Origin of the sequence: Xanthobacter autotrophicus ATCC 700552 (genome assembly GCF_043194565.1) — a bacterium.
Taxonomy (GTDB): Bacteria; Pseudomonadota; Alphaproteobacteria; order Rhizobiales; family Xanthobacteraceae; genus Xanthobacter; species Xanthobacter autotrophicus_F.
This window is the reverse complement of the sequence record NZ_JBAFVS010000003.1, coordinates 282374-305539: the sequence shown is the minus strand read 5'-3', so window position 1 is coordinate 305539 and position 23166 is coordinate 282374. Positions and strand designations below refer to the sequence as shown.

General features: G+C 69.0%; 22 protein-coding genes. 18 read left to right on the top strand and 4 right to left on the bottom strand.

Annotated features, from left to right (window positions below):
• Positions 1–55 precede the first annotated feature (55 nt).
• The 4 genes from V5F48_RS04980 (at position 56) to ruvA (ending at position 4235) form a co-directional block, all read left to right on the top strand.
• The gene (locus V5F48_RS04980) at positions 56–2455 is read left to right on the top strand and encodes a hypothetical protein (protein ID WP_394040668.1); all 2400 of its coding nucleotides are present in this window, start codon (positions 56–58) and stop codon (positions 2453–2455) included.
• A gap of 103 nt (positions 2456–2558) precedes the next feature.
• A complete protein-coding gene (gene ruvC / locus V5F48_RS04975) occupies positions 2559–3068 on the top strand; it encodes a crossover junction endodeoxyribonuclease RuvC (RefSeq protein WP_394040666.1) in 510 nt (169 codons plus the stop codon).
• Between the two features lie 113 nt (positions 3069–3181).
• Positions 3182–3604: an anthrone oxygenase family protein gene (locus V5F48_RS04970; RefSeq protein WP_394040728.1), complete on the top strand. Its 423-nt coding sequence runs from the start codon at positions 3182–3184 to the stop codon at positions 3602–3604.
• Between the two features lie 19 nt (positions 3605–3623).
• A complete protein-coding gene (gene ruvA, locus V5F48_RS04965) occupies positions 3624–4235 on the top strand; it encodes a Holliday junction branch migration protein RuvA (RefSeq protein ID WP_394040664.1) in 612 nt (203 codons plus the stop codon).
• 48 nt (positions 4236–4283) lie between these two features.
• Here ruvA and V5F48_RS04960 read toward each other — a convergent pair whose 3' ends face one another.
• Complete coding sequence (locus V5F48_RS04960; protein ID WP_394040662.1) at positions 4284–5042, bottom strand: hypothetical protein; 759 nt, start codon at positions 5040–5042, stop codon at positions 4284–4286.
• Between the two features lie 166 nt (positions 5043–5208).
• Positions 5209–5739: a flavin reductase family protein gene (locus tag V5F48_RS04955; protein WP_394040660.1), complete on the bottom strand. Its 531-nt coding sequence runs from the start codon at positions 5737–5739 to the stop codon at positions 5209–5211.
• A 260-nt stretch (positions 5740–5999) separates the two neighbouring features.
• Here V5F48_RS04955 and ruvB point away from each other — a divergent pair, with 260 nt between their 5' ends.
• The 4 genes from ruvB (at position 6000) to ybgC (ending at position 8835) form a co-directional block, all read left to right on the top strand.
• Positions 6000–7031: a Holliday junction branch migration DNA helicase RuvB gene (gene ruvB / locus V5F48_RS04950; protein ID WP_394040658.1), complete on the top strand. Its 1032-nt coding sequence runs from the start codon at positions 6000–6002 to the stop codon at positions 7029–7031.
• Between the two features lie 53 nt (positions 7032–7084).
• On the top strand, positions 7085–7720 hold the full coding sequence (locus V5F48_RS04945) for a TetR/AcrR family transcriptional regulator (protein ID WP_394040656.1): 636 nt from the start codon (positions 7085–7087) through the stop codon (positions 7718–7720).
• Between the two features lie 91 nt (positions 7721–7811).
• Positions 7812–8225, top strand: coding sequence for a DUF2852 domain-containing protein (locus V5F48_RS04940; protein WP_394040654.1), 414 nt, complete (start codon positions 7812–7814; stop codon positions 8223–8225).
• Positions 8226–8325: 100 nt separating this feature from the next.
• Positions 8326–8835 (top strand): tol-pal system-associated acyl-CoA thioesterase, encoded by a 510-nt coding sequence (gene ybgC, locus V5F48_RS04935; protein WP_394040652.1) that lies wholly within the window; start codon positions 8326–8328, stop codon positions 8833–8835.
• A 36-nt stretch (positions 8836–8871) separates the two neighbouring features.
• Here the strand turns inward: ybgC and V5F48_RS04930 are convergent, their stop codons facing one another.
• Positions 8872–9255 carry a cell division protein ZapA gene (locus V5F48_RS04930; protein WP_394040650.1) on the bottom strand — a complete coding sequence of 128 codons (384 nt, stop codon included), beginning with the start codon at positions 9253–9255 and terminating at the stop codon, positions 8872–8874.
• Positions 9256–9260: 5 nt separating this feature from the next.
• Entirely contained in the window at positions 9261–9566 is a 306-nt protein-coding gene (locus tag V5F48_RS04925; RefSeq protein ID WP_394040648.1) for a DUF4164 domain-containing protein, read from the bottom strand.
• A 332-nt stretch (positions 9567–9898) separates the two neighbouring features.
• Between V5F48_RS04925 and tkt the strand changes: the two genes are divergently transcribed.
• The 10 genes from tkt to ftsH all read left to right on the top strand — a co-directional run bounded on the left by tkt (position 9899) and on the right by ftsH (position 22775).
• The gene (gene tkt, locus V5F48_RS04920) at positions 9899–11890 is read left to right on the top strand and encodes a transketolase (RefSeq protein ID WP_394040646.1); all 1992 of its coding nucleotides are present in this window, start codon (positions 9899–9901) and stop codon (positions 11888–11890) included.
• 108 nt (positions 11891–11998) lie between these two features.
• Complete coding sequence (gap, locus tag V5F48_RS04915; RefSeq protein ID WP_394040644.1) at positions 11999–13009, top strand: type I glyceraldehyde-3-phosphate dehydrogenase; 1011 nt, start codon at positions 11999–12001, stop codon at positions 13007–13009.
• A 20-nt stretch (positions 13010–13029) separates the two neighbouring features.
• On the top strand, positions 13030–14220 hold the full coding sequence (locus tag V5F48_RS04910; RefSeq protein WP_394040642.1) for a phosphoglycerate kinase: 1191 nt from the start codon (positions 13030–13032) through the stop codon (positions 14218–14220).
• 205 nt (positions 14221–14425) lie between these two features.
• A complete protein-coding gene (locus tag V5F48_RS04905) occupies positions 14426–15451 on the top strand; it encodes a class I fructose-bisphosphate aldolase (RefSeq protein WP_394040640.1) in 1026 nt (341 codons plus the stop codon).
• A 302-nt stretch (positions 15452–15753) separates the two neighbouring features.
• Entirely contained in the window at positions 15754–16344 is a 591-nt protein-coding gene (locus V5F48_RS04900; RefSeq protein ID WP_394040638.1) for a thiamine phosphate synthase, read from the top strand.
• Between the two features lie 308 nt (positions 16345–16652).
• Entirely contained in the window at positions 16653–17537 is an 885-nt protein-coding gene (locus tag V5F48_RS04895) for a tetratricopeptide repeat protein (protein ID WP_394040636.1), read from the top strand.
• A 388-nt stretch (positions 17538–17925) separates the two neighbouring features.
• Positions 17926–18420, top strand: a complete 495-nt coding sequence (pal, locus tag V5F48_RS04890) for a peptidoglycan-associated lipoprotein Pal (RefSeq protein ID WP_394040634.1) — start codon at positions 17926–17928, stop codon at positions 18418–18420.
• A 274-nt stretch (positions 18421–18694) separates the two neighbouring features.
• Positions 18695–19606: a tol-pal system protein YbgF gene (gene ybgF / locus V5F48_RS04885; protein ID WP_394040632.1), complete on the top strand. Its 912-nt coding sequence runs from the start codon at positions 18695–18697 to the stop codon at positions 19604–19606.
• Positions 19607–19612: 6 nt separating this feature from the next.
• Complete coding sequence (tilS, locus tag V5F48_RS04880; protein ID WP_394040630.1) at positions 19613–20737, top strand: tRNA lysidine(34) synthetase TilS; 1125 nt, start codon at positions 19613–19615, stop codon at positions 20735–20737.
• A gap of 115 nt (positions 20738–20852) precedes the next feature.
• The gene (gene ftsH, locus V5F48_RS04875; protein ID WP_394040628.1) at positions 20853–22775 is read left to right on the top strand and encodes an ATP-dependent zinc metalloprotease FtsH; all 1923 of its coding nucleotides are present in this window, start codon (positions 20853–20855) and stop codon (positions 22773–22775) included.
• Positions 22776–23166 lie beyond the last annotated feature (391 nt).

Below are 23166 nucleotides of genomic sequence, written 5' to 3'. Positions count from 1 at the left end.
CTCTAACCCGTGCCCCGGGGAGGCCCGAATGGAGCGGACGGAGCGCACGGCCCGAATGCGTGCTGCGGCAGGACCTGCTCAGGCAGGACCTGCTCAAACAGGATCTGCCCAGATCTGGGCGGACACGCGCAGCGATTGGCCTGATGTCCCGGCCTGGGACGTCTTCGACATCCAGGCCTCGACCATCGAATCCCTGCGCGGCGAGGTGAGCGCCCTGCGCGATCGCCTCGCCAACGCCGCGCCCAAGCGCGCCGTGCAGGAGATGGACAAGGCCATCACCCTCCTGTGCCGGCGCGTGGACGACATCCGCGCCGCCGGCGCGGTGCGGGAGGATGCGGACCACGCCTTCGCCGAGGAACTTGCCGCCATCCGCGCCGGACTTGCCGCCCTGCGTGAGCCGGCCCATGTGCGCGCCCTTCAGGACGGGCTCGACGCCCTGTCGCGCCGCATCGACCTCATGGCCGCCCGCGCGGTGGACCCGGTGGAGGTCGCCCGACTGACCGGGCAGATGGAGGAGATCCACGATCTGGTGCTCCGCGCCGCCGAGCGTCACGACGACACACCCGCCCTTCACGCGCTGACCCAGCGCCTGACGGCCTGTGCCGAAGCGGTCGCCGGCGCCGGCGAGGAGACGGCCCGGCGCGTCGCCGAGGCCACCGGCGCCTTCGAGCGCAAGGCCGAGGCGCTGCTCAGCCGCGTGATCGAGGTGGAAGCCCGCGCCCGTGCCGGTGATTCGGCGGCCGCGCAGGCCCTGCAAGGCTCGCTGCTGGGGGCGCTGGAGGGCGTCCACCGCCGCCTCGATGCCATGTCGAGCACCCTTTCCGGCCAGGTCACCAGCCTGTCGCCCACCATCGGCGCCGAGATGACGCAGCGCCTGTCCGCCTTGTCCGGGCGCATTGCCGCGGCGGAGGAGGCCGGCAAGGCCGCGATCGCCCCCCTCGCCGACGCGGTGGAACGCACCCTTGCCGAGTTGAGCGCCCAGTTCAGGGACACCCACGCCCGCCTCGACCGGCTGGATGACATCGAGATCCAGCTCCAGCACATGGTCGCCGAGATGCGCCAGGTGCGCGAGGCGACCCACGTCGCCACCGCCGAGGCGGTGGCTGCGGTGACGGCCAAGGTCTCCGAGGATCCGGACGGCGCCGCCGTGGTCGGCCTGAAGCGCGGCCTTGCCGCCCTCGAAGCGCGGCAGGACGAGATCGAGCGCCGCGCCGGCGACATGCTCGCCGCCGAACTGGAATTTGAATTGCGCGATATCTCCGTCGCCCTGGATCGCGACGGGGAGGGCACCTTCGCGCCCCGCCCGGCGGGACGGAAGGCGGAACGCGCGGCGGCCGCGCCCGAGGCCGTGGAAGAGCCCGTATTCGCCGACGCAGCGCCCCCGTCTGCCGATGCGGCGGGTGCCGCTGCCGGCTCGTCCTGGCCCCGGCCCCCCCGCGGTGCCGACCGGCCCGGCCCGCCCCCGTCCGACCCCGCTGATTCGCGTCCGCGCGTGGATCGCCGTGCCCGTGGCGCCGGGCAGGAGAGGCCGCGGGCCAGGCGCGCGGCAAAGGGCTTTGTCGCAGGATTTTTCGACCGCAGGCGGCAGGTGGCCATGGTCGCGCTCCTGGCCGGCGCCGCCACCGTCTTCACCGGCACCGCGGCAGGCCTGGCCTGGCGCAACGGGCCGGACCTGCTCTCCGGCGTCACCCAGGCCCTGCGCCGCCTGTCCGCCCCGGCCGTCGCCGGCGTGACGGCGGGAGACCTTCCCGCCGCCATCGGCCCGACCGCGCTCCAGACCGCCGCCCGCGCCGGCGATCCGGCCGCCGCCTTCCTTGTCGCCGGCCGCTATGCCGAGGGCCGGGGCGTGGACGCCGATCCCGACGCCGCGGTGAAGTGGCTGGCGTTCGCCATGCAGCGGGGCTCCGCCCCTGCCGCCCATCGCCTCGGCGCGCTCTACGAATCCGCTGGCCGCGATCTGGGCGAGGCCCGGCGCTTCTATGAATGGGCGGCAGGGCAGGGCAACGTGCGGGCCATGCACGCCCTCGCCATGATGCTGTGCGCCGGCAATGGCCAGACGCCGGACTGGGAAAGCGCGGTGCGCTGGTTCCGTGCCGCCGCCGAGCTGGGATTCCGCGACAGCCAGTACAATCTGGGCGTGGTCTATGCCCGGGGGCTCGGGGTTGCGGCCGATGCGGGGGAAGCCTTCAAGTGGCTGAGCCTTGCCGCCGCCCAGGGCGATGCCGACAGCGGCCGCAAGCGCGACATGCTCGCCCGCGAGGCCGATGGCGCGACCCTCACCAGGGCGCAGCAGGCGGTGGCCGCCTTCGTTCCCGCGCCGCAGAACGCGGCCGCGAACATGGTCGAGATCCGTCCGGATTGGCAGGAAGAGAGCACGGGCGCCCCGATCGCCGCCCTTTCAGCCCACCCCAAGAGCGCGACCCGCCTTGCCAGCACCTCGGCGGCGGTGAAGTGAGCCGCCGCTCCGGCGGCTTCCTCCTCCGTCCCAACGTCGTGCCGTTTGCGTTGTCCTTGGGGTTGCCCTTTCCTTGCCGTCGCGCCTCCCGCACGGTGCGCCCATGGACCTGAACACGATTCGCATCCTCGGCCTCGATCCGGGCCTGAGGCGCACCGGCTGGGGGGTGATCGACGTCACCGGCTCGCGCCTCGCCTTTGTCGCCTGCGGCACCATCCTGCCACCGGAGCAGGCGCCCATGGGCGAGCGGCTCGCCATGCTGCACCGGGACCTCCTGAGCGTCATCGAGCGCTTTTCCCCCCATGAGGCGGCGGTGGAAGAGACGTTCGTCAATATGAACCCCTCGTCCACCCTGAAGCTGGGGCAGGCCCGCGGCGTGGTGCTGCTGGCGCCGGCCCAGATGGGCCTTCCGGTGGCCGAATACGCCGCGCTGCTGGTGAAGAAGAGCGTGGTGGGCGCCGGCCGTGCCGAAAAGGCGCAGGTGCGCATGATGATCGGCATCCTCCTGCCCAAGGCCACGCCGCAGACCGAGGACGCCTCCGACGCGCTGGCGGTGGCCGTCACCCACGCCCACCATCGCGGCGCGGCTGCGCGCGCCCGCGCGGCGCTGTAGAATCCTCAGCTATTGTGTTCACCGCATTTTCGTCACGCGAACCGGCATTCACTTCGCTCGAAAATGCTGGTGTCTCCACACCGCGGGGGGCGGGCATGATCGTCGGACACATGATCTTCGGACATCTGGCGCTGGTGGTGGCCGCGCTGTTCACCGGCGCCGCATTCTATATCAATGCCGTGGAGCAGCCGGCGCGGCTCGCGCTTGCGGATGGGCCGGCGCTCCAGCAATGGAAGCCGGCCTACAGGCGGGGCTTCGCCATGCAGGCGAGCCTGGCCGTGGTTGGCGCGGTGCTGGGCGCCATCGCCTTCAGCCGCGACGGGGATTGGCACTGGCTGGCCGGAGGGGTGCTGATGCTGGCCAACTGGCCCTATACCCTCATCGGCATCATGCCGACCAACCGGCGCCTGCTGGCGACGGACGAGGCCGACGACGAGACGCGGCGGCTCATGACCAATTGGGGCCATCTGCACATGGTGCGCACCGGGTTCGGGGCGCTGGCTACCCTGGTCTTCCTGTGGGCGGCGGCAACGTGAGCGGGCGGAAAGGCTTGTGATGATCGGAAAGCTCAAGGGCGTCGTGGACACGCTGGAGGAGGACCATGTGATCCTCGACGTCCATGGCGTGGGCTATCTCGTGCACTGCTCCGGGCGCACGCTCTCGGCCCTGCCGCAGGCGGGCGAGGCGGCGGCACTGTTCATCGAGACCTACGTGCGCGAGGACCAGATCCGCCTGTTCGGCTTCAGCTCGGCGGCGGAGCGGGACTGGTTTCGCCTGCTGCAGGGCGTGCAGGGTATCGGCACCAAGACGGCGCTGGCCGTGCTCTCCACCCTCACTGCCTCGGAGCTGACCCAGGCCATTGCACTGGGCGACAAGGCCACGGTGGCGCGGGCGCCGGGGGTGGGGCCGCGGGTGGCGACGCGCATCGTCACCGAGCTGAAGGACAAGATGCCGGGCTTTTCCGCCTCCGAGCCGCTGGTGGCGCAGCTCGGCGGCGTCGTGCCCGGTCAGGCGGGCCCGGCGGCCGATGCGGTCTCCGCCCTCGTCAATCTCGGCTATGGCGTGCCCCAGGCCAATGCCGCCATCGCCGCCGCCCTGCGCGGCGCCGGGGAGGGGGCCAAGACCGAGACGCTGATCCGGCTGGGGCTGAAGGAACTGGCGAAGTAGGGGGGAGCCCCTTCATGCCTGCGAGACGCCGCGCGGGATGCTGGAAGCTCAGTTCGAGAAGAACCATGCCGCTGGGCGCAGCTTGACGTCGGCGCCCTGCAGGTCGAGCCAGCAGGGCTTTTTCGTGCATTCGTCAAGATTGGTTTCCTCAGTCCACTGCACGAGGCCGCCCGCTGCCGGAATGCGGACATGGATCTTCCGGCTGGAATCCCACAACAGCAGGTAATCCTTGTTGTGCCTCCGCTCGACGAAATTATAAACATCGGTCGTTTCCGAGCCGAAAATCTGTCGCCACATGGCCCTGTCGTTCTTGTCCCGTACCAGAATGCTGTCGCGGAAATCGAAGCTGTCGACATTTGCCTTGATTTTCGCCGATTCCAGTTTCGATGTTGCTGAAAAGGCGAGCGGCCAGGCAAAAAAGACAGATGTGACGATCGCCGAGCTGGCGGCCATCAATAGCAAAACGGAAAACCAGCTCAGCAACTTGGATTGCGATGCGGTCTCGATTTCTGTCTTCTCGAAGCTGAACAGCAGAAATATGAGAAGTATGATGAAAATGGTCGTGCAGGTGATCGTGACGATGTTTTCCGGCTTCAGGGTGGCTGCAATCGTCGATACAGCTGCCATGAAGCCCACGGCAGCCACGGCCCATCGATAGACCCCCGGTGCTTTCGAGGGGAAGTCTCTGAGCAGCTGCTCTTCCCGCGTCACGACCGTGGTGGTTCGGTTGGTGACGCCTGATGCCTCGTCCGCCCCCTCTGTCGCGGCCGGTTCCTGTTCGTCTTTGGGTTTTGGGTCCTCGGCCATCCCTGCCTCCCCGAGCGCGTGCGATCGCAAGCCAATTAGAATTGATTGTGTTTATATAAATAACACGCGAAGGTTGCGATTGTAAGCACGGCCAAGGTTGCGCCTGAGAATTTCTCCCCTTTCGCCCGTGATGAAGCTCGGAAGGCTGCGCAAAAAAGGAGCCGCCTTATGGCATCCGGGACGGCAGCGTCAGCGTGTCCCCGTCCACCGCAAACGTCCCGTAGCCCTGGTGATGGATGGTGCGCGGCGCCGTCTGGGCCGGGTCTCGCCACGCCTTCACCACTTCCAGCACGAACAGGTTGAAGCGGTTGACGAGGCGGGTCTCCGCCACCCGGCATTCCAGATTGGCGAAGCACTCCTGAACCAGCGGCGCCGCCACCAGGGCGGCGGGCCGGGGCGTGAGCCCGATGGTTGTGAACTTGTCCACGTCGCGGCCGGAGCAATTGCCCACCTTCACCACCTTTTCAGCCAGCTCCACGGCGGGAATGGCGATGACGCATTCCTTGGTGGCGCGCAGGGCGGTGAAGCTGAAGTCGCCCTGCGAGACGATGCAGGCGATGAGGGGCGGGGTGAATTCCACCATCATGTGCCAGGACATGGTCATGACGTTGGCGCGACCGCGATGGCTCGTGGTGAGCAGCACCACCGGCCCGGGCTCGATGAGCCGGTAGACCTCGGCGAGGGGAAGGTCCTTCATGGAGGCTCCTCCTGAAACAGGCGCCGACTAGCTGCAGGGCGCCGATCGGGGCATGCCGCCTTACGTCTGGCGAGTTGCACCGACATTGAGCATCATAAGGCTCATCTTGGTCCGCAGGCGTTGCGGAATGTCATGTCTGCCGTCGCTGTCGCGTCGGATGCCGTCTTGTGCTGTGCGCGCATCCGTTCCCCTTCCGTACCCGGCCGGGGCACTCTAAAGTCGCGCGAGTCGCTGGTCCGAAGCGGAGCACCCCCGTCTCCATGAACACCCGCCTCCTCTCGGGCGAGAAGCACGGCGAAGACGCCGCCGATTCGACGCTGCGGCCCCAGCTCCTGAAGGAGTTCGTGGGGCAAGCGCAGGCGCGCGCCAATCTGGACGTGTTCATCAAGGCCGCCCGCGCCCGTGGCGAGGCGCTGGACCATGTGCTGTTCGTGGGGCCGCCGGGCCTCGGCAAGACCACGCTCGCCCAGATCATGTCGCGGGAGATGGGGGTGGGCTTCCGCTCCACCTCCGGCCCGGTGATCGCCAAGGCGGGCGACCTTGCCGCCATCCTCACCAATCTTGAAGAGCGCGACGTGCTCTTCATCGACGAGATCCACCGTCTCGCGCCGGCGGTGGAGGAAATCCTTTATCCCGCCATGGAGGATTTCGAGCTGGACCTCGTCATCGGCGAGGGGCCGGCGGCGCGCTCGGTGAAGATTTCCCTGCCCAAGTTCACGCTCGTTGGCGCCACCACGCGCTCGGGCCTGCTCACCACGCCGCTGCGCGATCGCTTCGGCATTCCGGTGCGGCTCCAGTTCTACACGGTGGAGGAACTGGAGAAGATCGTGGTGCGTGGGGCGCGGGTGCTGGGCATCGCCATCGCCCCGGACGGCGCCACCGAGATCGCCCGCCGCGCCCGCGGCACGCCCCGCATCGCCGGCCGGCTGCTGCGCCGGGTGCGCGACTTCGCCTTGGTGGCCGATGCCGAGCGCATCGACCGCAAGGTGGCCGACCGGGCGCTGCTGGCGCTGGAGGTGGACGCCGCCGGCCTCGATGCCATGGACCGGCGCTATCTCACCGTCATCGCTGATTTTTACGGCGGCGGCCCGGTGGGGGTGGATACGCTTGCCGCCGCCCTGTCCGAGCCGCGCGACGCCATCGAGGAGATCGTGGAGCCGTTCCTGGTGCAGCAGGGTTTCATTCAGCGCACGCCGCGCGGGCGCTTGCTCACCGCCACCGCCTTCCGTCATCTCGGCCTGCCGGAGCCGGTGGTCGCCAAGCCCATGCCCCTGTTCGACGAGGGCGAGTAGGCGGTCGTCATGCCCATCGACGCGGCCTTGCCGTCAATGTACATCACATTCACATGAGCTGGTCCCGGAACGGCGAAACACGGTCCTACCATCACGGCAACCTGCGGGAGGCCCTGATGGCGGCGACGCTCGACCTGATCGGGGAGAAAGGCGTCGCGGGCGTCACCTTCGCCGAGACGGCCCGGCGCGCCGGGGTGAGCGCGGCGGCGCCCTACCGCCATTTCCGCGATCGCGACGAATTGCTCGCGGCGGTGGCTGCCGTTGGCTTCGAGCGGCTGGCCGACGCCCTCACCACCGCGTGGCAGAACGGCCGGCCTTCCGCCGGCGTCGCCTACGAGCGGGTGGGGCGGGCCTATCTGGATTTCGCCCGGCGGGCGCCGGCGGAATACGTGGCCATGTTCGAATCCGGGTTGCCGGCGGAAGGCCACGAGGGCCTTCAGCAGGCCAGCAATCGCGCGTTCGGGGTGCTGCGCGAGGCGGCGGAAGTGTTGGTCGCTCACATTCCCGGCCCGGTGCGCCCGCCGGCCTTGATGGTGGCGCTCCATACCTGGTCGCTGGCCCACGGGGTCGCGTCCCTGTTCGGCCGTGCCGACAGCGCGCGGCGCAAATTGCCCATGGGCCCGGACGAGCTTCTTGAGGCCGCATTCCTCATCTATCTGAAGGGTCTCGGCGCCCCCTCCGGCAGCTGAGTCCCGCGCCCGCCAAGGGCCGGGCCATTGACAAAACGGGGGCCTTTGCCTATCTATGTAAATGTTATTAACATTAACCGGGAACGCGGCTATGGAGCTCGCTTACAAGCTCGACAGTTACGGCAAACCGGCGTGGATCGCGCTGACGGTGCTGGGCTTCATGGCCTGGTGGCCGCTGGGCCTTGCGATCCTGGCCTTCACCATCGGGAGTGGACGCATGGGATGTGGTGCCAAGCGCGGCTTCGGCCGCTGGCAGGAAGAGGGCGGCGATGCCCTGCGCGGTGCCTTCGGGCGCTGGAGCCGGACCATGCCGTCCAGCGGCAACCGCGCCTTCGACGAGTATCGCCAGGAGACGCTGAAGCGTCTTGAGGACGAGCAGAAGGACTTCCGCGACTTCCTGGAGCGCCTGCGCCAGGCCAAGGACAAGTCGGAGTTCGACCAGTTCATGGCCGACCGCCGCAGCCGCCCCGCCGAGCCAGGTCCGGACGCGCCGGCCGGCAATTGATCAAAATTCCTGCGGCGCGTTGCCGCCGCGGGACGGTTACAACCCATCTTGAGCCGCGCCCTTTGTTCACAAGGGGCGCGGTCTCGTTTATGAGGGCGGCATGGTCGATCGCCCCAACCTCTCCCCGTCCGATCCGCACCTCACCCTGGCCGGCCGCCTCATCCCCGGCGGCCACGCGCTGCATGTGCGCGTCTATTATGAGGACACGGATTTCTCCGGCATCGTCTACCACGCCAACTATCTGCGATTCATGGAGCGCGGCCGCTCGGACTATATGCGGCTCCTGGGCGTGTTCCAGGGTGAGCTGTTCGAGCAGGCGGCGGCCGAGGCGCCGGGCTTCCACTTCGTCGTTCGCTCCATGCAGATCGATTTCCGCAAGCCCGCCCGCATCGACGACGTGCTGGAGGTGGTGACCCTCTCCAAGGAGGTGGCCGGCGCGTCCATCACCCTGTTGCAGCAGGTGAAGCGGGAGGGCGAGGTGCTGGTGTCCGCCACCGTGCGGGTGGCCTTCGTGTCCGAGGGGCGGGCCAAGCGCATCCCCGACGCGCTGCGGCAGGCAACCCTGCAGGATGCGCGCGCGACCGAGGCCATCGGCGAAGCGCAGCGCTGAGGCGCGCGTGACTCACTGATCAGCGCGTCGCGATCTTCAGCCCATTCCGACCGAGCCGCGCTCCTTGGGGGCGAGCTGGGCCACCAGCTGCTCGATGCGCTCGGCCACCTGATCGATGGTGCGCGCCACCTCCTCCTCGCTCGCCTCGATGCGGGCGATGGCGGAGGCGCGGGCATCGCGCTGGCTCTCGATGTCGCTTTCCAGGGCGGCGATGCGCCGTCGCGCCTCGGCCAGCTCATCGGCGATGGTGATGGCGGTCATGACCACGAGCCGCTGGTCGCCGATCTCGCCGAAGGCCGTGCGCAACTGGGAGATGCGGCCGTCGATGTCATGGGCGAGGCGGATGAGGTGGTCTTCCTGCCCCTCGTCGCAGGCCATCCTGTACTGGCGACCGGCGATGGTGACGGAAACGTGGGGCATGCCCGTCAGCCGCCGTGGGTCGCGAGCACGTCGCGGATCGTGCCCATGGCCACGTCCAGGCGGCGGATGATCTCCCGGCCCACTTCCTCCACCTGCCCGGCATCGGCCTTGGCCAGGTCGAGTTCGGCGGCGAGGCGCGCCCGGTCGTTGCCCATGGCGTGAAGCTGGGCCAACAGCGCCTCCTGATGGCGGTCGGTTTCCCGGCGGCGATCCAGCGCGTCGTTCAGGGCGTCGAGGGCCGCATGAAGGCGCCGGGTCGCGGCCTCAATGGGAGCGTCCTGCAGCGGCGGGCGATGCTTCAGCGCATACATTGGCAAAGTGTAGCCGAGTCGGGCATCGCCGCGCCAGACTTTCCCGGCCTGTCAACATGAACGCGTGACAGGGTGCCGCCGGCGCCACCGCCTTTTTTCCGAATTTGCGAATGCTGCAGTGCGGCAGTTTTGCTGCTGGCGCGACGATGCGGCGCGGGGCTCGTCGAGCCCCCCGGCTTGACGTGCGTGGACCGGGCAGGTTTGACAGCCCTGCGAGCCTTGGTACAAGGCGGCCAGCAATGGCCGGATGACCCCTGATAGGTCTGCCACAGCTCGAGGTTGTCTCTGGCAGGGCGGCGCGTCCGGAACCCGGCGCGGGAGAAACGGAATTCATGCTGAGCCGCACGAGTCACGACCGCATGGCCAACGCCATCCGCTTCCTTGCCATGGATGCGGTAGAGGCGGCCAATAGCGGTCATCCCGGCCTGCCCATGGGTGCTGCGGACATCGCCACCGTCCTCTTCACCAAGGTCCTGAAGTACGATCCCACGCGCCCCTTCTGGCCCGATCGCGACCGCTTCGTGCTGTCGGCCGGCCACGGCTCCATGCTGCTCTATTCGGTGCTGCATCTGGCCGGCTACGAGAAGGTGACGATCGAGGAGATCAAGCGCTTCCGCAAGCTCGGCTCGCTGACCCCCGGTCATCCCGAGAACTTCGTCACCGAAGGCATCGAGACCACCACCGGCCCGCTGGGGCAGGGCATCGCCACCGCCGTCGGCATGGCCATGGCCGAGCGCGCGCTCGCCGCCCGCTTCGGCGCGGCGGTGGTGGACCACCACACCTTCGTGCTCTGCTCCGATGGCGACCTCATGGAGGGCCTCAGCCAGGAGGCGGCGGACCTCGCCGGCCACCTGAAGCTCTCCAAGCTCATCGTCATGTGGGATGACAACGGCATCTCCATCGACGGCGCCACCTCCATCTCCGGTTCCACCGACCAGCTGGCGCGCTTCGCCGCCTCGGGCTGGGCGACCACGCGCATCGACGGCCACGATCCGCAGGCCATCCTCGCCGCGCTCACCGCCGCCAAGGCCTCCGACCGCCCGACCCTGATCGCCTGCCGCACGGTCATCGGCTTCGGCAGCCCGAAGAAGGCCGGCTCGGAGAAGGTGCACGGCTCCCCGCTCGGCGCCGACGAGATCGCCGCCACCCGCGCCGCCTTGGGCTGGGAGGCCGCACCCTTCGAGATCCCCGCCGACGTGCTCGCCGGCTGGCGCGCCGCCGGCGCTGCCGGTTCCGCCACCCGCGCGGCCTGGGAAGACCGTCTCGCCGCCGCGCCCGCAGCGGACCGGACCGAGTTCGAGCGCCGCATCGCCGGCACGCTGCCGCAGGCGCTGGAAGGCGCCATCGTCGCCGTCAAGCAGAAGGCGGTGGCGGATGGCGGCGCGGTGGCCACCCGCAAATCGTCCGAGCTGGTGCTGGATTTCATCACCCCCGTGGTGCCGGAGATGCTGGGCGGCTCGGCCGACCTCACCGGCTCCAACAACACCAAGGCCAAGGGCGCGAAGTCCATCACGCCGGACGATTTCTCCGGCTCCTTCGTGCATTGGGGCGTGCGCGAGCACGGCATGGCCGCGGCCATGAACGGGATCACCCTGCACAAGGGCCTCATTCCCTTCTCCGGCGGCTTCCTGGTGTTCTCGGACTATTGCCGCCCGTCCATCCGCCTCGCCGCGCTCATGGGCGAGCGGGTGATCCATGTGCTGACCCACGATTCCATCGGCCTCGGCGAGGACGGCCCCACCCACCAGCCGGTGGAACACCTCGCCGCCCTGCGCGCCATCCCCAACCTACTGGTGATGCGCCCCGCCGACACGGTGGAGACGGCCGAGTGCTGGCAGATCGCGCTGCAATCGGAAGGGCGGCCCTCCGCCCTCATCCTGTCGCGCCAGAACCTGCCGATCCTGCGCACGGACGCTACCGCCGAGAATCGCTCGGCGGGCGGCGCCTACGAGATCGTCGCGGCCTCGGCCAAGGCGCAGGCCAGCCTGTTTGCAACCGGCTCGGAAGTCTCGCTTGCGGTGGAAGCCGCCAAGCTTCTGGAGGCGCAGGGTGTGCCCACCCGCGTCGTCTCCATTCCTTCGTTCGAACTGTTCCTCGAAAGGCCTGCCGCAGAGCGGGCCAAGGTGATCGGGGACGCTCCGGCCAAGGTGGCGGTGGAAGCCGCCATCCGCATGGGGTGGGACGCCATCGTCGGTTCGGATGCCGCCTTTGTGGGAATGACCTCGTTCGGCGCCTCGGCGCCTGGAAAGGACCTCTTCGCCCATTTCGGACTGACCCCGGACAAGGTCGCGGCCAAGGCCCTCGACCAGCTCCGGCAGGTGTGATCATCGGCGCACGGCGGGCGCACACGGCCGCACCGCGGGATCTTCCGCGGGTGCGCAACGCAGTTTCGCAAGAGGCCGGGCTTCAAGCCGGCTCAAGGAGAACCCAAAATGAGCGTCAAGGTGGCCATCAACGGTTTCGGTCGCATCGGGCGTAACGTTCTGCGCGCCATCATCGAATCGGGTCGGACCGATATCGAGGTGGTGGCGATCAACGATCTCGGCCCGGTGGAGACGAACGCCCACCTCTTCCGCTTCGACAGCGTGCACGGCCGCTTCTCCGGCGAGGTCAAGGTTGCCGGCGATACCATCGACGTGGGCCGCGGCCCCATCAAGGTCACCGCGGTGCGCGATCCCGCCCAGCTGCCCCACGCGGCGCTGGGTGTCGATATCGCGCTCGAGTGCACCGGCATCTTCACCGCCCGCGACAAGGCGGCCGCTCACCTCGCGGCTGGCGCCCGGCGCGTGCTGGTCTCCGCCCCCGCCGAGGGCGCCGACCTGACGGTGGTCTACGGCGTGAACCACGACAAGCTCACCTCCGAGCACCTCGTGGTCTCCAACGCCTCCTGCACCACCAACTGTCTCGCTCCCGTCGCCAAGGTCCTCCACGATGCCGTCGGCATCGAGAAGGGCTTCATGACCACGATCCACTCCTACACCGGCGACCAGCCGACGCTGGATACCATGCACAAGGACCTCTACCGCGCCCGCGCGGCGGCCATGTCCATGATCCCCACGTCCACCGGCGCCGCCAAGGCGGTGGGCCTGGTGCTGCCGGAGCTGAACGGCAAGCTGGACGGCACCTCCATCCGTGTGCCGACCCCCAACGTCTCGGTGGTGGACTTCAAGTTCATCGCCAAGCGCGCCACCAGCAAGGACGAGATCAACGCCGCCGTCATCGCCGCGGCCGCCTCCGGCCCGCTGAAGGGCATCCTCGGCGTGACCGACCAGCCCAACGTCTCCATCGACTTCAACCACGACCCGCACTCCTCCACCCTGCACCTGGACCAGACCAAGGTCCTGGAAGGCACGCTGGTGCGCGTGCTGTCCTGGTATGACAACGAGTGGGGCTTCTCCAACCGCATGGCCGACACCGCAGTCGCCATGGGCAAGCTCGGTTGAGCGGGGAAGGGGGCGCCACCATGACCGCCTTCCGAACCCTCGACGACGCGGACTTCGCCGACAAGCGGGTCCTCGTGCGCGTTGATCTCAACGTGCCCATGGAAGCCGGACGGGTCACCGACGAGACCCGCCTGAAAGCCATCCTGCCCACCATCCGCGCCATCACCGACAAGGGCGGCAAGGTGGTGCTGCTGGCGCATTTCGGGCGGCCCAAGGGCCGCGACGAGAGCCAGTCCCTCGCCCCGGTGGCGAAGGCGCTGGAAGGCCAGCTCGGCCGCAAGGTGGCGTTCGCCGCCGACTGCGTGGGCGAAGCGGCGTCGAGCGCCATCTCCCGGCTTGCCGCCGGCGAGGTGATCGTGCTCGAGAACACCCGCTTCCACGCGGGTGAGGAGAAGAACGCGCCCGATTTCGTCGATGCCCTCGCCAGCCTCGGCGACATCTATGTGAACGATGCCTTCTCCGCCGCCCATCGCGCCCATGCCTCCACCGAGGGGCTGGCCCGCAAGCTGCCGGCCTATGCCGGCCGCTCCATGGAAAGCGAACTCGCCGCGCTCACCAAGGCCCTTGAGGCCCCGGTGCGTCCGGTGCTCGCCGTGGTCGGCGGCTCCAAGGTGTCCTCCAAGCTCGAGCTTCTCGGGAACCTCGTGAAGAAGGTGGACATCCTGGTGATCGCCGGCGGCATGGCCAACACCTTCCTGGCCGCCCTCGGCAAGAAGGTGGGCAAGTCGCTGTGCGAGCACGACCTGGCCGACACCGCCCGCGCGATCCTGGAGAAGGCCAAGGCGGCCGGCTGCGAGATCGTGCTGCCGGTGGACGCGGTGGTGGCCAAGGAGTTCAAGGCCAATGCCGCGCACCGCGTGGTGGGCGTGGATGAGGTGGGCGACGACGAGATGATCCTCGACGCCGGTCCCGAAACCGTGGCCGTGGTGGCGCAGAAGCTCGACGACGCCAAGACCGTGGTCTGGAACGGCCCGTTCGGCGCCTTCGAGATGACGCCGTTCGACGCCGCAACCGTGGCCGTGGCCCGCGACGTGGGCAAGCGGACCCGCGCCGGCACGCTGCTGTCGGTGGCCGGCGGCGGCGATACGGTGGCCGCGCTCAACCATGCCGGGGTGGCGGGAGACTTCTCCTACGTCTCCACGGCGGGCGGCGCCTTCCTCGAATGGCTGGAGGGCAAGGCCCTGCCGGGCGTCGAGGCCCTGCGGCGCTGAAAGGATACGCCCGGATGGCGAAAAGGCCGTCCGGGCGTTTTTGTTGCATCGCAGCGGGTTCAATTGCTGCGCTGCAATGGTATGATGTCTCGCTGGCCCACGCCCGCCCCGCCGGTCGGGGTGTGCGTGGGTCCTTCATGATCGGGGCCGGCGCGCCCTGGTCTCCACGCCCGCCGAGGGGCGGCAATAAGGCAGGTGAAGGCACATGACGGCTGAGCTCGACGCGATCGCGCAGAAAATGGTGGCCGACGGCAAGGGCATTCTGGCGGCAGACGAGAGCAGCGGCACCATCAAGAAGCGGTTTGATGCCATCGGTGTCGAATCCACCGAGGAGAACCGCCGCGACTATCGCGAGCTGATGTTCCGCTCGGAAGCCATGACCAAATATATCTCCGGCGTCATCCTCTATGAGGAGACCATCCGGCAGAAGGCCAAGGACGGCACGCCGCTGGTCAGCCTCATCCAGCAGGCCGGCTCCATCCCCGGCATCAAGGTGGACGCGGGCGCCAAGCCCCAGCCGGCCTTCCCGGGCGAGACCATCACCGAGGGCCTCGACGGCCTCGCCGGCCGCCTCAAGGACTATTACGATCTCGGTGCCCGCTTCGCGAAGTGGCGCGCGGTGATCGACATCGACACCGCCAAGGGCATCCCCTCCTACGGCTCCATCCGCGCCAACGCCCATGCGCTGGCCCGCTATGCGGCCCTGTGCCAGGAAGCCGGCATCGTTCCCATCGTGGAGCCGGAAGTGCTCATGGACGGCAGCCACGACATCGACACCTGCTACCGGGTGACCGAGTGGGTGCTGAAGACCACCTTCGAGGAGCTGTATTACCAGCGCGTCCGCCTCGAGGGCATGGTGCTGAAGCCCAACATGATCGTGCCCGGCAAGAAGTCCGCCAAGCAGGCCTCGGTGGAAGAGGTGGCCGAGAAGACCGTGCGCGTGCTGAAGAGCTGCGTGCCGTCCGCGGTGCCCGGCATCGCCTTCCTCTCCGGCGGCCAGTCGGACGAGGACGCCACCGCCCATCTCGACGCCATGGTGAAGCTGGGCGGCCTGCCCTGGAAGCTCACCTATTCCTACGGCCGCGCGCTTCAGGCCGCGCCACAGAAGGCGTGGGCCGGCAAGGCCGAGAACGTGGCCAAGGCCCAGGCCGCCTTCACCCACCGCGCCCACATGAATTCGCTCGCCGCCCTCGGCCAGTGGTCGTCGGAGGAAGAGCGCAAGGCCGCCTGAGCGCGCCTTGTCCCACGAGAAGACAAGGGGCCGGCTCGCGCCGGCCCTTTTTTGCGTGCTGGACCGACGAGCCGCATTGCCCGGCCAAAAGCGCCGGCCAAAAGCGCCGGCGATGCGTGAAGCGTTCGCAGCGAAGCTGCTGGGCATGTATCCGCCCGCGAACTTGCGATAGAGCAGATGCAGTCGGACTGCGCCGCAGCCTGATCGGCACGCGCTCCCGCGGGCCGTGCCCCCAATTTGCCGATTTCTTGGCCGACCGATCATCCATGGCTTCTCCCTTGCCGCCGCCCGGCGCCCGACTCATGCTGGTTCTCACCCTCTCGCCCGAGCTGCGGCCGGACGCAGCGGCCGCCGCCGTGCGCGCCGGCGACGTGGCCGCGGTGGTGTTGCGCGTGCCCGAAGGCGGCGCGCCCGACACCGGCCACTTGCGCGCGGTGGCCGAGGCGATCCAGCGCCATGATGCGGCGGTGCTGGTGGACGGGCCGGAACATCTCATCGCCGCCGCCGGCCTCGACGGCGCCCATGTGAGCGATCTGCGACGCCTCGACGCCGCTTTGCGCGGGCTGAAGCCGCAAGCCATCGTGGGAGCGGGCGGCATCACCACCCGCCACGACGCCATGGAGGCCGGGGAGAGCGGGGCGGACTATGTCTTCTTCGGCGCCCTGGAGCCGCAGGCGGGGGATGCCGCCGACGTTCTGGATTTCGTGGCCTGGTGGGCCGAGGTGTTCGAGGTGCCGTGCGTGGGCCTCGCCGCCTCCCTCGACGCGGCCGAGGCGCTGGCCCAGGCCGGCGCCGATTTCGTCGCGCTGGCCGAGGCGCTGGTGGCGGACGGCGGCGCGGCGACCGTGACGGCGGCCATGGACCGGCTTGCGCGCGCGGACGCCCAGCCATGAGCGTGGGCCTGGTTTGTCGCGTTCTGCCACCGGCGGCGAGCGGACGGGCACGCGTCTGCATCCTGAATCTCGCGCTGGCCCTCGCGCTGGCGGGCGGGCCAGCCCTTGCCCAGACCGCGCCACAGCCCAAATCTTCCGACAAACCGTCTTCTGACAAACCGTCTTCCGACAAGCCCCCAGCGGCAGCGCCTGCGAAGCCGCAGGCCAAGCCGGCGGCCAAACCTGCGGCGAAGCCGGCAGCCAAACCCGCGGCAGCCCCAGCGGCAAAGCCGGGCGCGCCACGCCCCGATGCCGGCGGCGGGCCGCCGTTGCTGGGGCCGCAGATCGCCTATCCCAGCCTCGATACGCCGGGGGGCAGCGGTGACCTGGCCTATGGCGCCTACCAGCGCGGCTATTATCTTTCCGCCTTCAACGAGGCGCTGAAGCGGGCCCGCGCCGGAACCGACCCGGCCGCCATGACCCTGCTCGGCGACCTCTACGGCTCCGGCTATGGCGTACCGCTGGATTTCGCCAAGGCCATCGAATGGTATCGCAAGGCCGCTGCCACCGGCTCGCCGGGGGCGCTGCTTTCCCTCGGCAACCTCACGCTGGCCGGGCAGGGCCTCAAGAAGGACGAGCTGGCGGCCGCCAAGCTGTTCCGGGAGGCGGCGGAAAAGGGCAATGGTCCTGCCGCCTACAATCTCGGCCTGCTGTATCTCCAGGGCCGCCAGATGCCCAAGGAGCCGGCGGAGGCCGCGCGCTGGTTCGAAGTGGCTGCCGGCAAGGATATCGAGGACGCCCAGTATGCGCTCGCCGTGCTGCTCAAGGAGGGCAACGGCGTGGAGAAGGACCTCGGCCAGTCGGCGAAGCTGATGGCCTCGGCGGCTCGGCTCGGCCACATCACGGCGCAGGTGGAATTCGCCATCATGCAGTTCAACGGCGTCGGCATGCCCAAGGACGAGGCGGCGGCGGCAGCCATGTTCCGCAAGGCGGCCCTCGGTGGCAATGCCATCGCCCAGAATCGCTATGCGCGGCTGCTCGCGGTGGGCCGCGGGGTGTCGCAGGACAAGGCCCAGGCCGCCGCCTGGCACCTTCTTGCCAAGCATCGCGGGCTCGGAGACCCCATGCTGGATGAGGTGGTGGCGCAGCTTCCTGCCGCCGAGCGCAAGAAGGCCGAGGCCCAGGCCGCCCGCTGGGAAGCCGGCCGCGCCTGAGCGCAACCCTCTCGGCCCCGCTCACGTGTGTGGCACTTATGCAACGCCCCGAGGCGCTGTCGGTCTGCCCCGAGCCCAGCACGTGCTCGCCATGATGACGCCACGAGAGGGCATCAGTGAAGACCCTGTCGACGGGCGGGCACGATCTGCCCTTCGGCCTTCTTCGGATCCGCCGCATCTGCGTCGTCCGCCTGGAGCGGGCGTGCTGCTGCGTGCCGGGAAGAAGCGTCAAGGATAACGGCTTGGAAACCATGGCGCGCAGGAAGTGCGGCGCGCCCCACGGTTTCCGCCAGGACAGGCGGCTTCGGGCCGTGCACGGAACGTTCGCTTAACCCGGCGGCTGATAGACGAAAGCCTCCGGTCCAGCGTTGAGAAGGGAGATACCGGAATGCGTTTCCTCAGGCTAGCTCGCGGGTTCCGGTTCGCGGCGCTTTTCGGCTTCGCGCTGGCCCTTGCCGCGTGTGCCAATACTCCCAACCCGAACGCCGCCGGTGCTGGCGGTGCGGGTGGCCCGCCCGGCTCGCCGCAGGAATTCGTGGTGGCGGTGGGCGATCGCGTGTTCTTCGAAAGCGACCAGACCGACCTCACCCCCCAGGCGCGTGCCACCCTGGATCGTCAGGCCCAGTGGCTGCAGCAGTGGAACCGCTACACCTTCACCATCGAAGGCCATGCGGACGAGCGCGGCACCCGCGAATACAACATCGCCCTCGGCGCCAAGCGGGCCCAGAGCGTGCGCGACTATCTCTCCGCCCGCGGCGTGGATCCGTCGCGCATGCGCACCATCTCCTACGGCAAGGAACGCCCGGTCGCGGTCTGCAACGACATTTCCTGCTGGTCGCAGAACCGTCGTGCGGTCACCGTGCTGAACGCCGGCGGCGCCTGAGCGCCGTCGCGCCTTCGCCGAACGAGTTGCGGCGCAAGGGTCTGTCATCCGAAAAGGGCCGGCGCCGCCTGCGGCCGCCGGCCCTTTCGCTTTGCGCGGCAGGGTCTTGGATCCGGTGCCGGACGGCCGCAAGGCAGGCCGGCAGGCGACGCGGCCGAGCGACACGCGCAAGTCCTTGCGGAGTCACACTTTGGACGCGATCCATCCCCTATTCTTTGACGCCCGGGAGGCTGATCCCGGGCGTCTTCTCCCGCCACAAGCCCTTGGACCCAAGATGATGCGCCTGCCGCTGGTCGGTGTTCTCGCCCTCGCCCTGAGCGCCGTCGCGCTGCCCGCCGCCGCCCAGCAGGACGGTGGATTGTTCGGCAATATCTTCAAGCCCCCGGCCGCGGCGCCCCAGCCCCTCCCGGGCGGCGACGAAACCGAGATCGTCGGCCGCATGGAGCGGCTCGAATCATCCTTGCGCCAGCTCACCGGGCAGGTGGAGCAGCTGCAGTATCGCAACCAGCAGCTTGAGGCGCAGGTGCGCCGCCTGGAGGAAGGCGCCGGTGGCGCCCGCGCTCCGGCCGCCGTGTCGGCGCCCGCTGCCGCTCCGGCGGCAATCCTGCCCTCCGGCCGTCCCGCGAGCGTGCCCGGCAAAAGGTCCGACGCCTTCGATCCCAATATGGACCCCGCCGCCCCCGGCGCGCCGCAGCTCCTTGGCTCGCCCGCCAGTGTCGCCCTGCCGCGTCCGGCTGAGGCCGTTCCTGGCGGGCGGCCCCCGTCCGGCGGGACCCAGGTGGCTGCCCTGCCGGGACCCGGCGCCTCCGTGCGCGAGCTTTACGATGCGGGCCAGGCCCAGCTCCAGCGGCAGGATTATGCCGGTGCCGAGCAGACCTTCCGCCAGATCATCCAGTCCGCGCCTGGCGACCGCATCATTCCCGACGCCACCTTCATGCTCGGGGAGAGCCTGTTCCTGCGCCAGAACTACGGGGACGCGGCCGCCTCCTTCCTCGAAGTCTCCACCAAGCATCCCGGCTCGGCCCGGGCGCCGGAGGCGTTGCTGCGTCTTGGCCAGTCCCTCGCCGGCCTCGGCGAGAAGGAGACCGCCTGCGCCACGCTGCAGGAGGTGGACCGCAAATATCCCCGTGCCGCCTCCTCCATCCGCCAGGCGGTGGAGCGGGAACAGAAGCGCGTCGGCTGCTGAGGCCCGATGACCACGGGCGGCGGCACGGCGATGGATACCGGGGCGATTGATCTCCCGGAGAATGCCCCCATCGATGACGGTGATCTCGACGCCCTGTTCGCCCCCTTCACGTCCCATCCCCGCATTTTGATCGCTGTCTCGGGCGGGCCTGATTCCACCGCCCTGCTTCATCTCGCCGCGCGCTGGCGCGCCGGCCGCGCGGCCGGGCCGGGTCTCATCGCCGCCACGGTGGACCACGGCCTGAGAGCCGAAGCCGCCGCCGAGGCCGAGGCGGTGGGGGCCTTCGCCGCCCGGCTGGGCGTGCCCCACCGCATTCTCGTCTGGCAGGGCGCCAAGCCTGCCCACGGCATCCAGGAGGCGGCGCGGGAGGCGCGCTACGGCCTGCTGGCCGAGGCTGCGCGGCAGGCCGGGGCCACCGCCCTCGCGCTTGCCCATACCCGCGACGATCAGGCGGAGACCGTGCTGTTCCGCCTCGCCCGCGGCTCCGGCCTGTCCGGCCTGTCCGGCATGCGGAGCGATGCGGCGCGCCTTGGCCTCGCGCTGCTGCGCCCGTTCCTCGACTTGCCCAAGGGGCGGCTGGTGGCGACCCTTGAGGCCGCCGGCCTTGGGTTTGTGAGCGATCCCAGCAATGGCGACCTCCGCTACGCTCGCCCGCGCCTGCGTACCATGGCGCAGGTCCTCGCGGGGGAGGGGCTCGACGCCCGCCGTCTCGCCGTGCTGGCCCGCCGGGTCGCGCGGGCCGACCAGGCACTGGAGGCCGCCACCGATGCGGCCGAGGCCGCCCTCCGCCTTCCCGGCGTGGAGGAGTTTCCAGATACCATCAGCCTTGATGTCTTCCAGGCCCTGCCGGATGAGATCGCCCTGCGCCTGCTCGGACGTGCGATCCACAGGGCGGGGACCGAGGGTCCGGTGGAACTGGCCAAGCTCGAAGCCCTGTTCGAAGCCCTGAAAGCCGCCGGGCAGGCGCCCTCTGCTCCTTTTCGCCGCACCCTCGCGGGCGCCCTGGTGAGCCTGCGCGGGGCGGCGCTGCAGGTCGTGACTGCGCCGCCACGGCGTAAAACCAGCCCAATCGCACCGAATTCACCAGGGGATGGGCCTGTCGTCCTTGGCAAAAAGGGGCCTCGCTCCTAGATTAGGCATCGGACGGTGCGGGAGGCCCCACTGACGTCGGTCCAGTGCGGAAGCATTCCTTCCGTATGGTAAGGCGTCAAAACGGGCTGGCCCTGTCTGTCCCCATGAGGGTTCTATGAACGCCAATCTACGCAATTTCGCCCTTTGGGTGATCATCGTCCTCCTGCTTCTCGCCCTGTTCTCGCTGTTCAACAGCCCGGGGCAGCGCACGAACGCGAACGAGATCTCCTTTTCGCAGCTCCTCAGCGACGTTGACGCCGGCAAGGTGCGCGAAGTCGTGATCGAGGGGCCGAACATCACCGGCACCTATTCCGACCGGTCCGGCAGCTTCCAGACCTATGCGCCCAACGATCCGTCGCTGATCCAGCGCCTGTACGGCAAGGGCGTGCAGATCACCGCGCGCGCGCCGTCGGACAACGTGCCGTGGTTCGTGAGCCTGCTCGTTTCCTGGCTGCCGTTCCTGGCCCTGATCGGCGTGTGGATCTTCCTGTCGCGCCAGATGCAGGGTGCGGGCGGCAAGGCCATGGGCTTCGGCAAGAGCCGCGCCAAGCTGCTCACCGAGGCGCACGGCCGCGTCACCTTCGATGACGTGGCCGGCATCGACGAAGCCAAGAGCGACCTCACCGAGATCGTGGACTTCCTGCGTGACCCGCAGAAGTTCCAGCGCCTCGGCGGTCGCATCCCCCGCGGCGTGTTGCTGGTCGGCCCCCCCGGCACCGGCAAGACGCTGCTGGCGCGCGCCATCGCCGGCGAGGCCAACGTGCCGTTCTTCACCATCTCCGGCTCGGACTTCGTGGAGATGTTCGTGGGCGTCGGCGCCAGCCGCGTGCGCGACATGTTCGAGCAGGCCAAGAAGAACGCGCCCTGCATCATCTTCATCGACGAGATCGATGCGGTGGGTCGCCACCGTGGCGCCGGTCTCGGCGGCGGCAATGACGAGCGCGAGCAGACCCTCAACCAGCTGCTGGTGGAGATGGATGGCTTCGAGGCGAACGAGGGTATCATCCTCATCGCCGCCACCAACCGTCCCGACGTGCTCGACCCCGCGCTGCTGCGTCCCGGCCGCTTCGACCGCCAGGTCATCGTGCCGAACCCGGACGTGGTGGGCCGCGAGCAGATCCTGAAGGTGCACGCCCGCAAGATCCCGGTCGCCCCGGACGTGAACCTCAAGACCATCGCCCGCGGCACCCCCGGCTTCTCCGGCGCGGACCTCGCCAACCTCTGCAACGAGGCGGCGCTGATGGCGGCCCGGCGCAACAAGCGCATGGTCACCATGGCCGAGTTCGAGGATTCCAAGGACAAGGTGATGATGGGCGCGGAACGCCGCTCCCTCGTCATGACCGAGGAAGAGAAGATGTTGACCGCCTATCACGAGGGCGGCCATGCCATCGTGGCCCTGAACGTGCCGGCCACCGATCCGGTGCACAAGGCCACCATCATCCCCCGCGGCCGTGCGCTGGGCATGGTCATGCAACTGCCCGAGCGCGACAAGCTCTCCATGTCCTACGAGCAGATGACCTCGCGCCTTGCCATCATGATGGGCGGGCGCGTGGCGGAAGAGCTGATCTTCGGCCACGACAAGGTGACCTCCGGCGCCGCCTCCGACATCGAGCAGGCCACCCGCCTCGCCAAGATGATGGTGACGCGCTGGGGCTTCTCGGCGGATCTCGGTGCCGTGGCCTATGGCGACAACCAGGACGAGGTGTTCCTCGGCATGTCGGTGTCGCGCCAGCAGAACGTGTCCGAGGCCACCGCCCAGACCATCGATCGCGAGGTGCGCCGCCTTGTGGACGAGGGCCATCAGGAGGCCAAGCGCATCCTGACCGAGCACCAGCAGGACCTCGAGACCCTGGCGCGCGGCCTGTTGGAATACGAGACGCTGTCGGGCGACGAGATCATCGACCTTCTGGACGGCAAGACGCCGAACCGGGAAAGCGTGATCGAGCCCTCCAATCCGCGCGGCTCGGCCATTCCCACCACCAAGCGCCCGCGTCCCGGCGGCGCCGGCGGCTCCATCGAGCCTCAGCCCCAGGCCTGACCGGACGGACTGGCTCCAAAACGACGAAAACGCCCGCGCAAGCGGGCGTTTTCTTTTGAGCCGGCGGCGTGGATGGAAGGCGCCGCATGGGCCATCGATGGAAGGACGCGGAAGGGGGCGCTGAATCGGGAAGCCCTCCAGTGCTTTTATGCCATCCGGCGCGGTCTTCGACCGATGCCAAGTGGATTAGAGCGTTTTCGAGCGAAGTGGATACCGGTTCGCGTAAAGAAAACGCGTAAACTCAATGACCTAGAGCGTTTTCGAGCGAAGTGGATACCGGTTCGCGTAAGGAAAACGCGTAAACTCAATAGCCCAGAGCGTTTCCCCGATTCAGTGAAACGGGGAAATGCTCTAGGCTCAAACGCCGCGCGTGCTTGGCCGAAGCAATCGC

Coding starts and splice junctions, on each gene's coding strand:
- V5F48_RS04980 (WP_394040668.1), top strand. CDS start 56: ATGCGTGCTGCGGCAGGACCTGCTCAGGCAGGACCTGCTCAAACAGGA.
- ruvC (WP_394040666.1), top strand. CDS start 2,559: ATGGACCTGAACACGATTCGCATCCTCGGCCTCGATCCGGGCCTGAGG.
- ruvA (WP_394040664.1), top strand. CDS start 3,624: ATGATCGGAAAGCTCAAGGGCGTCGTGGACACGCTGGAGGAGGACCAT.
- V5F48_RS04960 (WP_394040662.1), bottom strand. CDS start 5,042: ATGGCCGAGGACCCAAAACCCAAAGACGAACAGGAACCGGCCGCGACA.
- V5F48_RS04955 (WP_394040660.1), bottom strand. CDS start 5,739: ATGAAGGACCTTCCCCTCGCCGAGGTCTACCGGCTCATCGAGCCCGGG.
- ruvB (WP_394040658.1), top strand. CDS start 6,000: ATGAACACCCGCCTCCTCTCGGGCGAGAAGCACGGCGAAGACGCCGCC.
- V5F48_RS04945 (WP_394040656.1), top strand. CDS start 7,085: ATGAGCTGGTCCCGGAACGGCGAAACACGGTCCTACCATCACGGCAAC.
- V5F48_RS04940 (WP_394040654.1), top strand. CDS start 7,812: ATGGAGCTCGCTTACAAGCTCGACAGTTACGGCAAACCGGCGTGGATC.
- ybgC (WP_394040652.1), top strand. CDS start 8,326: ATGGTCGATCGCCCCAACCTCTCCCCGTCCGATCCGCACCTCACCCTG.
- V5F48_RS04930 (WP_394040650.1), bottom strand. CDS start 9,255: ATGCCCCACGTTTCCGTCACCATCGCCGGTCGCCAGTACAGGATGGCC.
- V5F48_RS04925 (WP_394040648.1), bottom strand. CDS start 9,566: ATGTATGCGCTGAAGCATCGCCCGCCGCTGCAGGACGCTCCCATTGAG.
- tkt (WP_394040646.1), top strand. CDS start 9,899: ATGCTGAGCCGCACGAGTCACGACCGCATGGCCAACGCCATCCGCTTC.
- gap (WP_394040644.1), top strand. CDS start 11,999: ATGAGCGTCAAGGTGGCCATCAACGGTTTCGGTCGCATCGGGCGTAAC.
- V5F48_RS04910 (WP_394040642.1), top strand. CDS start 13,030: ATGACCGCCTTCCGAACCCTCGACGACGCGGACTTCGCCGACAAGCGG.
- V5F48_RS04905 (WP_394040640.1), top strand. CDS start 14,426: ATGACGGCTGAGCTCGACGCGATCGCGCAGAAAATGGTGGCCGACGGC.
- V5F48_RS04900 (WP_394040638.1), top strand. CDS start 15,754: ATGCTGGTTCTCACCCTCTCGCCCGAGCTGCGGCCGGACGCAGCGGCC.
- pal (WP_394040634.1), top strand. CDS start 17,926: ATGCGTTTCCTCAGGCTAGCTCGCGGGTTCCGGTTCGCGGCGCTTTTC.
- ybgF (WP_394040632.1), top strand. CDS start 18,695: ATGATGCGCCTGCCGCTGGTCGGTGTTCTCGCCCTCGCCCTGAGCGCC.
- tilS (WP_394040630.1), top strand. CDS start 19,613: ATGACCACGGGCGGCGGCACGGCGATGGATACCGGGGCGATTGATCTC.
- ftsH (WP_394040628.1), top strand. CDS start 20,853: ATGAACGCCAATCTACGCAATTTCGCCCTTTGGGTGATCATCGTCCTC.